Origin of the sequence: Christiangramia aquimixticola, assembly GCF_048285835.1 — a bacterium.
Classification (GTDB): domain Bacteria; phylum Bacteroidota; class Bacteroidia; order Flavobacteriales; family Flavobacteriaceae; genus Christiangramia; species Christiangramia aquimixticola.
The window spans coordinates 201,080-202,828 of sequence record NZ_JBLVTL010000003.1; the positions used below are offsets into that span (position 1 = coordinate 201,080).

A 1,749-nucleotide genomic window follows, 5' to 3' on the forward strand; every position below is an offset into this window, starting at 1 on the left:
GTTTATTGTTACTAGCCATTTAAGTTTAAAGATCGTATGGCATTCAATCTGTTTTATATTATCCCATGTTAAGCTGGTCTGTATTTCCAAGTTGCCTAAGCATTTTGAAATGTTCTCCAACCGCAGAGATGAAATTATGTTTGTTATGATATGGTAATCCATATTCTTTAGCTGTTTGCGCAACTATATGTGATATCTTCCTGTAATGTACGTGACATATATTAGGTAAGAGATGATGTTCTATTTGATAGTTCAGGCCACCTATGAACCAGGAGAATAATTTACTGTTTGGAGAAAAATTACTTGTGGTTAACAGTTGATGACTTGCCCAATCTCCTTCTACAATACCCTTTTCATTTGGCAAAGGATAATCTGTGGTAGGAACTATATGAGCTAATTGAAAAATAGTAGTGATCATTAATCCTGTTACAAAATGCATGCTTACAAAAGCCAGTAGTACTACCCACCAGGCTTGTGGAGCCATGATCATTGGGAGAAATAATACAAAGGTGAAAGATGCTATTTTCCAGGCTATTACTTTTAATAACTCGTTGCTAAAAGCTATCCCCTCATTAAAGAAGCCCATTTTTTTAAATTTGGCCATTCTTACAAAATCCTTTGCGGTTACCCAGGATACCGTGGATAGTCCATAAAAGAACCAGGAATATATATGTTGAAATCTATGGATCCCGTATCTCTTGGTATGAGGAGTAAATCTTAAAAAGAAAGGAGGATTAATATCGTCGTCTGCTTCTTCTATATTGGTAAAAGTATGATGAAGAACGTTGTGTTGAATTTTCCAGATCGCTGCATTAGCTCCTATAAGATTCAGGGTATAACCTAAATACTGATTAACTTTCTGATTCTTCGAATACGAATTGTGAATTGCATCATGCATTATTCCCATCCCTATACCTGCCATTCCAAAACCACTGGTGATGTAAAGAGCAAATAACAACCAGGTACTTTCAATCATTCCTGTATTCACAATAATAAGAGGAAGTATAAAAGTCAAAAGCATCAGGACCGTTTTAACGATCATGCTGGCATTTGCGTGCTTACTAATATTATTAGTTTTGAAATAGGAATTTACCCGGCTCCTTAAAGTCTTGGAAAATTCTGAGGCCCGTTTTTGGGCAAATTGTGGATTGTTGATACTGGTACTATTAAATTATTCTTCTAAATATTGAAGTAAACAAAACTAGAAAATTCCTGATTGGAAATATAGAAGTGAAGAAACTAAACTATTTATTGACTGCAAATATACATATTCTTTACGAACGTACAAACTTTTTATGCATTAATTTGAAATTAACACAAAATAAAAAAGGTAAATGGCTGTGAAACACAGCCATTTAGATGTTATTAGATTTTTTTAACCCTAACGCAATTAAGACCTTTCATTCCTTGTTCCAGTTCGAAACTTACTTTATCATTCTCATCGATATCATCAATAAGTCCACTTACGTGTACAAAGTATTTTTCACCGGTTGTTTTACCAATAATAAATCCGAAACCTTTTGAGTGATCGAAAAATGAAACTTTTCCTTCAGTATCTGTAATGATTTCCTCCTCTTCTCTATCCTCTTTCTTAGGGATAGCGATTTCGATATCCTCTACCTCTACTTCTACTTTCTGAGTTGGATCTGGTGGAGTATCTGTAAGATTACCATCTGCATCTACATAGGCGATCATATCTTCAAATGAACCACCTTTGTTTGAATTCTCTTTTCTTTCTAAACGCTTGGC

General features: G+C 34.5%; 2 protein-coding genes. Both read right to left on the reverse strand.

The window, feature by feature from the left end; all coding sequences use genetic code 11:
* Window positions 1-58: 58 nt before the first annotated feature.
* Window positions 59-1,021 (reverse strand): fatty acid desaturase family protein, encoded by a 963-nt coding sequence (locus tag ACNKXV_RS07835; RefSeq protein WP_417907158.1) that lies wholly within the window; start codon window positions 1,019-1,021, stop codon window positions 59-61.
* A 344-nt stretch (window positions 1,022-1,365) separates the two neighbouring features.
* Window positions 1,366-1,749: cold-shock protein (locus ACNKXV_RS07840; protein ID WP_417907159.1), on the reverse strand; the 384-nt coding region annotated here is incomplete at its 5' end.